Source organism: Streptomyces sp. NPDC047453 (genome assembly GCF_040643155.1).
Lineage (GTDB): Bacteria > Actinomycetota > Actinomycetes > Streptomycetales > Streptomycetaceae > Streptomyces.
This window is the reverse complement of the sequence record NZ_JBEYTS010000021.1, coordinates 109,325-119,069: the sequence shown is the minus strand read 5'-3', so window position 1 is coordinate 119,069 and position 9,745 is coordinate 109,325. Positions and strand designations below refer to the sequence as shown.

Annotated in this window: 8 protein-coding genes and 2 pseudogenes; 1 reads left to right on the top strand and 9 read right to left on the bottom strand. The window is 72.3% G+C overall.

What is annotated here, in order from left to right:
- Positions 1-160: 160 nt before the first annotated feature.
- A pseudogene (locus ABZ818_RS20435) lies at positions 161-238 on the top strand (hypothetical protein); the annotation flags it as partial.
- A gap of 326 nt (positions 239-564) precedes the next feature.
- Here the strand turns inward: ABZ818_RS20435 and ABZ818_RS20430 are convergent.
- The 9 genes and pseudogenes from ABZ818_RS20430 to ABZ818_RS20390 form a co-directional block, all read right to left on the bottom strand.
- Positions 565-822 (bottom strand): annotated as a pseudogene (locus tag ABZ818_RS20430) (transposase); the annotation flags it as partial.
- A 489-nt stretch (positions 823-1,311) separates the two neighbouring features.
- Positions 1,312-2,028, bottom strand: a complete 717-nt coding sequence (gene npdG, locus ABZ818_RS20425) for an NADPH-dependent F420 reductase (RefSeq protein ID WP_361416225.1) — start codon at positions 2,026-2,028, stop codon at positions 1,312-1,314.
- A 120-nt stretch (positions 2,029-2,148) separates the two neighbouring features.
- Positions 2,149-2,442: an SDR family oxidoreductase gene (locus ABZ818_RS20420; RefSeq protein WP_361416239.1), complete on the bottom strand. Its 294-nt coding sequence runs from the start codon at positions 2,440-2,442 to the stop codon at positions 2,149-2,151.
- Between the two features lie 5 nt (positions 2,443-2,447).
- Positions 2,448-2,957, bottom strand: a complete 510-nt coding sequence (locus ABZ818_RS20415; protein WP_361416223.1) for an SDR family NAD(P)-dependent oxidoreductase — start codon at positions 2,955-2,957, stop codon at positions 2,448-2,450.
- A 113-nt stretch (positions 2,958-3,070) separates the two neighbouring features.
- Entirely contained in the window at positions 3,071-4,411 is a 1,341-nt protein-coding gene (locus tag ABZ818_RS20410; protein WP_361416221.1) for a DUF2889 domain-containing protein, read from the bottom strand.
- Positions 4,390-5,991 (bottom strand): AMP-binding protein, encoded by a 1,602-nt coding sequence (locus ABZ818_RS20405; protein WP_361416219.1) that lies wholly within the window; start codon positions 5,989-5,991, stop codon positions 4,390-4,392. Before ABZ818_RS20405 ends, ABZ818_RS20410 begins: the two co-directional genes overlap by 22 nt.
- Positions 5,992-6,537: 546 nt before the next feature.
- Positions 6,538-7,278 carry an SDR family NAD(P)-dependent oxidoreductase gene (locus ABZ818_RS20400; protein ID WP_361416217.1) on the bottom strand — a complete coding sequence of 247 codons (741 nt, stop codon included), beginning with the start codon at positions 7,276-7,278 and terminating at the stop codon, positions 6,538-6,540.
- A gap of 23 nt (positions 7,279-7,301) precedes the next feature.
- Positions 7,302-8,825: an AMP-binding protein gene (locus ABZ818_RS20395; RefSeq protein ID WP_361416215.1), complete on the bottom strand. Its 1,524-nt coding sequence runs from the start codon at positions 8,823-8,825 to the stop codon at positions 7,302-7,304.
- 479 nt (positions 8,826-9,304) lie between these two features.
- Complete coding sequence (locus ABZ818_RS20390) at positions 9,305-9,640, bottom strand: hypothetical protein (protein WP_361416213.1); 336 nt, start codon at positions 9,638-9,640, stop codon at positions 9,305-9,307.
- Between the last annotated feature and the right edge of the window lie 105 nt (positions 9,641-9,745).

The following is a 9,745-nucleotide window of genomic DNA, read 5'->3' as shown; positions in this document are numbered from 1 at the left end:
TCAACGCCCACCGCAGCGGCACCATCAAGGGCCTGTCGGCCGACGTCGGCGCCTCCATCACCTCCGGCGCCGTCATCTGCGAGATCAAGGACTGAAACGGGACGTGTCGGCGCGGATCGCCGTCAGCCGCTGTCAACGGCCGACGAGACAAGGAAAGGCCATGGGCACTATCGGGATCATCGGCGGCACCGGTGCCCAGGGCAAAGGCGTCGGCTACCGCTTCGCCAAGGGCGGGTATGACGTGGTACTCGGGTCCCGCGCTGAGGACCGGGCCATGGTCGCCGCCGAGAATCTCCAGGAAAGCGGGGTCTCCTCGGTACGGGGGCGAGCAACTCCAAGGCCGCGGAGACCGCCGACCTGGTGTTGCTCTCCGTGCCGTTCGACGGCAACGACGACCTGGTGGCCGAGCTCGCCCCCCGGCTGGACGGCAAGGTCCTGATCAGTTGCGTGAACCCACTCGGCTTCGACAAGAACGGTCTCCCACGGGCTCGACCTCGGGCCCACCTCGGCGGCCGATATGTCCCGCTCGGTCGCCGGCGTCCGCTCGCTCGCCTCGAGCTCGGCCACCCGGGCCTCCATCTGCCGGATCCGCTCGTCCGGATCGGCGGACGGCATCGTCTTCCCGGCCCGGGCCACCGTCTTCCCTGCCGACGAGGGCGCGGTGACGCCGCGGCGTTCGCGGGCCCGCAGTCCCCACTCGCGCAGGGTGGCCCGGTTGATGCCCAGGTCGGCGGCGATGCTCTTGTACGTCGCCCCGGGCGTGGACTCGTACAGGGCCACGGCATCGGCCTTGAACTCGTCCGAGTAGTCCTTCATCGCCATCGGCGGTCTTTCTCGCTTTCTCCGGATCAAGCAGATCCGGCATCAGCGTGTCCACCACTCAGGGCGAGGCCCAGGCGAGGCCCCCTGGCTGAGTTCGCCAGGCACTACAACACGCATCGGCCGCATCGTGCCCGGCACCGGCGACCTCCCGAGGCCACCGAGCCGACCACCCTCGTCCACAGCCTCGAAGACCGCAGACTTCTCCGAACCCGTATCCTCGGCGGCACCATCAACGAGTACCGATATGCGGGCTGAGCAGCAACGATAACTTTTCGAGCCCCGCGGGGGATTTGGCCGTCAGGGCTGTCCCGGAGCGGGCAGGGGCCGCGGTGCCGGACGTCCTCGGCCCCTCCCGGGCCGGCGCGGTACGGAACCGAGCAGCATCACGGCGGCAATGCGGTGGCCGGTGCGCCCCCGCGGTCTGGAACAACCAGATCACGGGGGTCTGGGCGCGTCTTCCGGGCAGCCCGGTGCGGGCCGCCCGGGATGTCATACGTCCGTGACGCGGAGCCCGGCGTGTGCCTTGTAGCGGCGGTTGACGGAGATCAGGTTGGCGACCAAGGACTCCACCTGGTGGGCGCCGCGCAGCCGCCCGGCGAAGACGCCCCGCATGCCGGGGATGCGTCCGGCGAGGGCCTGCACGATCTCCACGTCGGCGCGGACCTCGCCGAGCACCATCACGTCGGTGTCGATCACGTCGATCTCCGGGTCCTGGAGCAGTACCGCCGACAGGTGGTGGAAGGCGGCGGTGACCCGGGAGTCCGGCAGCAGGGCCGCGGCCTGCTGGGCGGCGCTGCCCTCCTCGGGCTTGAGCGCGTAGGCGCCCTGCTTGTCGAAGCCGAGCGGGTTGACGCAGTCGACGACGAGCTTGCCGGCCAGTTCCTCACGCAGGCTTTCGAGCGTCTTGCCGTGGCCCTCCCAGGGCACGGCGACGATCACGATGTCGCTGCGGCGGGCGGTCTCGGCGTTGTCGGCGCCCTCGACGCCGTGGCCGATCTCCTCGGCGGCGGCCCGCGCGCGTTCGGCGGCACGCGAGCCGATGATCACCTTCTGGCCGGCCCGGGCGAGCCGGTGAGCAAGGCCCTTGCCCTGCGGTCCGGTCCCGCCGAGCACGCCGACGACGAGCCCGGAGACGTCGGGCAGGTCCCAGGGGTCCTTGGCAGGGGCCTTCGCGGGGGTGGGGGGCGTTGCGTCTGGTGTGCTCACGTTGTGTTCCTCCTTGTGAGGGGCAGGGGCAGGGGCAGGGGCAGACAGCACGGTCGTCCGGGCTGTCCCCGGGAATCCGGGGGGAGGGGCGGGGCGGCGCGCGTGCCGCCCCGCCCGCGCTCATGTCGCGGTCCAGGACGACGCCTTCCTCGCGTGTGCCTGGATCTCCGGGGGCCAGGCCCTGCCCAGCGACAGGCCGCCGTCGACGACGATTTCCTGTCCGGTGAGGAAACTCGACGCGTCGGAGGCGTGGAAGGCCGCCACGGCGGCCAGGTCCTGCGGCTCGCCGCTGCGGGGGACCGGCTGGAAGTCGCGCAGGCTCTCCCGTACCCGTTCGACGCTGTCGTCCAGGGCCGATCCCGTGAGACCGGCGCCCTGGCCGACGATGCGGGTGGCCACACCGCCGGGCGTCATCACGTTCACCTGGATTCCGTGGGGGGGGCGAGTTCCACCGCGCTGCTGCGGGTCAGCTGGACAACGGCGGCCTTGGCCGCGCCGTAGGGGTGGGGGCCGGACCCGGCCCTCGAGCCGGCGACGCTGCCGGTGTTCACAGTGCTGCCGCCGCCGTGGTCGCGCATGACCCGGGACGCGTGCTTGATGCCGAGAAAGACGCTGCGGCACAGCAGCCGGAAGGCTTCGTCCCATTCGTCGGCCGGGGTCTCCTCGGCGAAGCGCCAGGTCCCCACCCGGCCGGCGTTGTTGACCAAGCAGTCCAGGCGTCCCCGGGTGGTCGCCGTGTCCGTCACCGCCGCGGCGATGTCCCCCTCGCGGGTGACGTCGACGCGGCGGAACACCGCCGCGTCACCGAGCTCCTCGGCCAGGCCGCGGCCCCGTTCCTCATCGACATCGGCCACCACCACGAAGGCCCCCGCCCCGATTCCGCTGGCGCCTCCGGTGACCAGAGCGACCCTTCCCTGCAGTGAGTGCACAATGGGACCTCTCTCCTCGCCTTGCGTGATCTGCCCGGGGTGTCGGGTTCCTCCGGGGGCGAGGCTCCTGGCGGGCCGTTCCTCCCGGGTGCCCGCCTGCCGTCCCGGCGTCTTCACTCCTGCGCGCGCCGGTGCAGCGCGGCCAGCAGAGCGGGCACCTCGGCCAGCGCGCGCAGGGCGTCGTTGAGGTGCGTGCACCCGTCGGTGCCGCGCAGCACCCTGGGCACGGTGGTGCGCAGGTCCGCCAGGGGTGTCCCGAGCAGACGGTCCAGGTTGAGCACGGCCAGGGGGCACTCGTCGTAGGGCAGGATGCGCGGCTCGGCCCGCAGGGTGAGAAGGGCGCCGGTGCGTGCGTGGGCCGTGGCGTGCAGCCGGTATTCGTGCACAGCGCTCCTGCCGCCCTCGGGCACTGTCGCGCTGTCCTGGAACATCGCGTCCACGCCGATGACCTCGCCCGGTGTGACGTCGATGCGCCGGGCCCGGGGGGGCGGGGGGTGGGTGTGCGCGGGGCTGTGGTGGGAGGCCCCCGCAGTGGCCCGCCCCGGGGGGGCCGCGCGGCGCCCCGCCCCCGCCCCCCCCCCGGTTCGGTGAGCGCGGCCAGTTCGTGCCAGCCCGCCGGGTCGTCGGGGTGCGGCAGCGGTACGACCCGGCGTGTCCGGTCGCCACCTTTCCGAACGTGGTCGGGGCTCAGGGCGCTGGATCCGGGCATGAAGCCCGTGCAGACGCCTTCCTGCGGGCGCACCGCGGTCCGGTGTGTGCCGGGCCCGGCGGACGGCCACCGGGTCGCGGCGAAGTCCGCGATCAGTGAGGCCGTGGCGAGATCGTCCAGCATGAGGTATAGCGAGGTCCCGGTGTTCCGTTCCCGTGGTAGGGCCTGCGCCAGCAGGGTGCGGAATCCGCCGCCGCAGCGGGCGCCGGTGAGGAGGGCCAGTTCGCTCCTGGCCGGGGTCGACTCGATCTCCTCGATCACCCGGCTCGCTGGTGTGAATCGGACGCGTAGCCGGTCCTCGGCGACGACGAGCGGGGGCCGGCCGTCCGCCGGAGTGTAGAGGTCGCGGGCCCGCCCGTCGATGTGGAGCCCGGTGCCGAATCCTCCGGGCCACCGCGTGTCGAGCGTCGAGGTACGGCGCACGCTGCCAGGGCGGCGGACCGGTGACGGCCCGACCGGGCCGACGGGCTGCGGTACCGGAAGGTCTTCGATGGTCATCGGGTGCCTCTTCGTCGATGAGGGTCTCACGCTTTTCACGCCGTCTTCCCAAGGGGGAGACAGGTGTGAGCCGATGTCGTCCTCCCCGCGGGGCGGCCCGCCGCCCGTGCTCGCCCGGAGCCTCGCCGCCGTGCGCGGGGAGTGTTCCCGCTCCGTTCCGGCTGCTTTCCCCGGCCGGCGGGGAAAGCCGGGGGAAGCGGTCCGGGCCGCGGCCGCCGGTCCGGGTCAGGCGTGGCCTTCCCCCCATTTGCTCTCCGCGATGCCGGTCAGCCGGCGGTGGTCGAGTTTTCCGTTGTCCGCGCGTTCCAGCGAGTCGACGTAGGCCATGTGCTTGGGCACCTTGTAGCCCGCCAGGTGCGCGCGGGCGTGGGTGTGGAGTTCCTCCTCCGACGGCGGCCGCTTCCCCGCCCGGAGAAGGGCGACGACCTTCCCGCCGAGGCGTTCGTCGGACACGCCGAGGACCGCGGCGTCCGCGATGCCCGGGTGCTGCTTCAGGACCTCTTCCACCTCTTCGGCGAACACCTTCTCCCCGCCGGTGTTGATGCAGCTGGAGCCACGGCCGAGGAGCTGGATCCGCCCGTCGGCGTCGAGTTGGGCCAGGTCGCCGGGAACGGACCAGCGGCGGCCCGCGGCCTCGACGAAGACCTGGGCGGACTTCTCCGGGTCGTTGAGGTACCCCACCGGGATCCAGCCTGTGACGGCGAGGCGGCCGGCCTTGCCGTCGCCTGGTTCGGCGAGGGTTCCGTCGTCGAGCAGCACGGCGGCCCGGTCGGAGGGCACGAACGAGCCGGTGTCGGCCACGTCCCCGCGCACGGACACCGTCGAGGCGACGGCGGAGGCCTCGGAGGAGCCGAGTCCGTCCAGCAGGCGCGCCGCCGGCATGTGGTTCAGGAGCCCTTCCTTGACCGGACGGCTCCACATCACGCCAGAGGAGAACACGGCGCGCAGGCCGTCGAGGCGCCACCGTCCGGGGTTCTCGTCGAGGGCGGCGAGCATCGGCCGGGCGAAGGCGTCGCCGACGATCGCGAGGGACTGGACCCGTTCGCCGTCCATGACGTCGAGGAGCTGTTCGGCGTCGAAGCGCGCCCCCGGGGTCATGACGAGGGTGCCGGCCCCGCTGAGTGCCGAGATGGCGTAGAAGAGTCCGGCGCCGTGCATGAGCGGGCTCGCCACCAGGGAGCGGATCTCCCGGGTGAGTCCGGCCAGGTGCGCCTCGACGGCCTCGCGGTCGCCGTGGTCGGGCAGCGGTCGGGGGTTCTGCGCGTTGAGCAGGGAGAGGATGTCGCCCTGGCGCCACATCACGCCCTTGGGGTGTCCGGTGGTGCCGCCGGTGTAGATGAGGATCAGGGAGTCCTCGCGTCCGCCGCCGTGCGGCCGCGGGGGGTGCGCGTCCAGTTCGCGGGCGTAGGAGGGGGCCCAGTCGGTGCCCTCGCCGACCTCGAGCCAGAGCCGCACGCCGGGCAGGCGGTGGCGCACCCGGTCGACCCGCTCGCGGAACTCGGCGTCGAAGACGACCGCCTTGACGTCGGCGTCGACCCAGATCTGCACCAGTTCGTCTTCGACGTAGCGGTAGTTGGTGTTCATCGGGGCGAGGCCCGACTTGCCGGCGGCGAAGAAGGTCTCCAGGTACTCGGGACCGTTGCGCATGTACTCGGCCACGACGTCGCCCGCGGTGAGGCCCGCGGATTCCAGCACCGTGGCGAGCCGGGCCGCGCGGTCGTCGAAGTGCGCCCAAGTGCCTCGTCGTCGCCCGTGAACGAACGCCGTGCGCTCGGGGTGCACACGGGCCACGGCCTCGAAGACACTCGCGAAGTCCCAGCCTGCCATGTCAGCCCTTTCGCGTTATGCCGCCACCCGGAGCGGTGGCCGTCATCCCATCCGAAGAATATCCTACAGGCGTTAGATTATAACCTCAAGACTTTAGATTAAGGAGAAGGTTCTTCACGGTCGGCGAGGCCCGGCGGGGCGGGGGTGACCGACACTGGGACGGCCGTCAGGGTCGGCATGTGGTTGACCGCCTGGGCGCCGTGGTGCAGGGAGGTGAGCCGGTTGACGTTGCTGCCCGTCGTCCGCGGGTCCCCGCCCGTCTCCCGGCCTCCCCAGCCGTGGTCATCGACAGGACCCCCGGTCGCATGCTCGGGTCCTCGTGCGCCACGGCCTCGAGCGTTCCGTGCGGCGAGCGGATCGTCACCGCGGCGCCGTGCGTGCGGACGTCCGGCGCGGCCGCACCGCGGACCGCGCCGACGTCTCGCGAGGGATCCGAACCGCCCGGCCCACGAGCGGGCAGGGCACCGCCCGGGACGAGGGCCCCGGGCGGAGGTCGACCCCGGGCGGGCACCGGCGGTCCGTCGCGCCGACACCCGCTGCCGGGGCTCACAACTGGACGGGGCCGCCCGCCCACACCCCGATCTCCTCGCCGGATACGTGCGCGGCACCGTCGCCCGCGAGGAAGGACACCACCGAGGCCACCGCCTCGGCGGGGATCCGCGGCCAGCCGTCCTGGAGGCTCTCCCGCGCCCGGTCGCCGGCGGCGCGCACCATGTCGGTCTCCACATAGCCGGGCACCACGGTGTTCACGGTGACGCCGCGCCGGGCCACCTCCTTGGCGACGACCCCGGCCAGAGCGACCAGCCCCGCCTTGGACGCCGCGTAGGCACCCGTCGTCGGGGTGAGCGCGCGCCCGCCGCTCGGGCTGCCGAAGAACAGGACGCGTCCCCAGCCGGCCGCGTACATGGCGGGCAGCGCGGCGTGCGTGCAGTAGTAGGCGCCGCTGAGGTTGACGCCCAGCACGCGGTCCCACTGTCCGGGCGGCAGGGAGCGCGCCGAGCCGGCCGCGCTGACTCCCGCGTTGTTGACGAGCACGGCGACGGGTCCGAGGAGTTCGGCGGTCCGCGCGACGAGGTCGCCCGCCTGGTCCGCGTCGGACACGTCGGCCCGCAGCGCCACCGCCCGGCCGCCCGCGGCCTCGATCTCCTCGACCACGTCCGTCGCCTCGCGGGCGCGGTGGGCGTAGTTGACCGCGACCGCGAAGCCGTCGGCGGCGAGTCTGCGGGACACCGCGGCTCCGATGCCCCGCCCGCCGCCGGTCACCAACGCGACTTTCCTGGCCTTCATCGGCAACGGCCTCCGTGTTCGGGTCAGCGCACCTTGCCGTGCGTGCGGGGCAGGTCGGCGTAGGTGGCCTTGAGGTCGCGCTTGGCGATCTTGCCGCTGGCCATCCGCGGCAGGGCCTCGTCGAGGAGGACGACGTAGCGCGGGACCTTGTAGTCGGCCATGCGCTCGTTGCAGTGGGCCACCACGTCGGCGATGTCGATCGGACCGTCGGCCTTGATCAGGGCGGCCGGGGTCTCGCCGAACTTGGCGTCCTCGACGGCGATGACGGCGACCTCCTCGATGCCGGGCATCTCCTGGAGGACGTTCTCGATCTCGGTCGGCGAGATGTTCAGCCCGCCCGAGATGATCATGTCCTTCATGCGGTCGACGAAGGTCAGGTAGCCGCGCTCGTCGAGGATGCCCATGTCCCCGGTGTGCAGCCAGCCGTCCACGATGGTCGTGCGGGTGGCTTCCTCGTTGCGCCAGTAGCCGGGCATCATCCCCGGTCCGCGCAGGAGGATCTGGCCGGGGGTGCCGGGCGGACAGTCGACGCCCTCCGGGTCGACGACCCTGATCCTGGTGAAGGCGCCGCCCCAGCCGCACTTCTCCGGGTGCTCCATCGCCTCGTCGCGCGGCATCACGGTGGCGGATCCGCCGATCTCGGTCTGGCCGTAGATCTGGCGCAGCGAGACGCCCTTGCGCTGCCAGGAGGCGAGCAGGTCCACCGGCACCCGCGCGCCGCCCACGTGGGCGGTGGTCAGGCTGGTGAGGTCGGCCTCCGCGAAGCCGGGCTGTGCCGCGACCTGCTCGAACAGGATGGGCGGGCCGGTGAACGTGGTGACCTTCTGGTCGGCCAGCACACGCAGGGCCCGGGCCGGGTCGAAGCGGGGCTGCAGCAGCAGCGTGCCGCCGTGCAGGATCGTGCGGAAGAGTCCCCACACGAGGCCGGCAGCGGTGAACAGCGGGAGCACGAGCAGGGGTCTGAAGCCGTTGGGCAGCACCGGCTCCATGAGGGACCACTCGTGCATCTCGCCGGCGATGGTGGCGTGGGTGAAGATGACGCCTTTGGGTTTGCCGGTGGTGCCGCTGGTGTAGACGATCGCGGCCGTCCTGGAGACGTCGGACACCGGCGGCACGACGGAGGCGTGGGTGCCGTCCCGCAGGGACCGGACGTCGCTCTGGAAGGACTTGAGGACGACCCCGGGCTGCTCCCGGCGGGCCTCCTCCAGGCGCTCGCGCAGCGCGTCGTCGCCGTAGACGACGGTCGGCTCGCAGTCCTCCAGGAGCCCGGCGAGCTCGCGGGCCACCATGCGGTGGTTGAAGGGGGCGACGACGGCACCGAGCTTGAGCGCGCCGAGGGTGGCCGCGCACCACTCCAGGGAGTTCTGCCCCACCAGGGCGACCCGGTCTCCTCGCCCCACTCCCGCCGCGACGAGATCGGCGGCGATCCCGTCCGCCCAGCTCTCCAGCCGGCGGTAGGTGACCACGTCGCCGTCGAAATCGATGGCCGGCTGGTCGGGAATGTTCCGAGCCCACCAGGTCAGGGTGCTCACGAGCGTTCCGCTCACGTCTGTTCCTCCTGCGCTCTGTCCACGATCGCTTCCGCCGCCTCGGGCCGCTCCACGGGTCGCCCCCTTTGGCGGAGCGGCAGCGGATACACCTGAGCACATGACGGAAGAATTCTGATGAAGGGAGTCACACGTCGTGTGGTCGGTGGGCCCTTGTCGAGGGGCCTGCTGTCCACCGGCTGCCGACGGACGGTCCGGGCGGGCCGTCGGCCGGTGTCGCGCCCGGCCCGGCCGCCCGGTGCGGCGTGCACCGGTGGTTCGGAGCACGGGCGGACGGGGTCGTCACCGGCTGCTCGGCGTACCCGGCCCGCGATCCCCGGAGGTGGCGGGAATCCTTCGTGTGACCGTGGTCGCTTAATCTAAGGGCTTCAGGTACGGCGGACAAGGCTTTTGCGGGACGCTCTCCCGATCGGACGGAATCACTCCTCCGTACCGGCCCTTCGACGCCCGCCGGTCCGCGTCGAAGGCGCCCGCCGGGGTCAGTCCCCGGCCTCCGGGGGGAAGTTCTCGAGGGCGGCGGCCTTCCAGGAGCCGTCGCGCGACTCCCACACGGACCGCAGGCCGATCCGACCGTCGGGGGTGTCGTACACCGTCTCCCCCACCCAGGTGGCGCCCTCGCGCCGGATGTCGACGACGCGGAGCGAGTCGACCTCCCCGCGGGGGACGGTCACTCCGCGGAAGACCTGGGGGATGTTCTCCTGCACCATGTCGGCCAAGGACGCCTCGACGTTCCCGTCGAGGACGTACTGGACATGCCGCCGGTAGAGCTCGTGGAACTCCTGGGACTCCTGTGACTCCTGGGACTGCGTGGACATCTGGACGTGCCTCCCCATGGGTGACCGCGGGGGCCGTCGCGCCCCCTGTGGAACCAGAGTCGACGCTCCTGGCGTGAACTCGCCCTCAGCCTAAAGTCCTTAGAT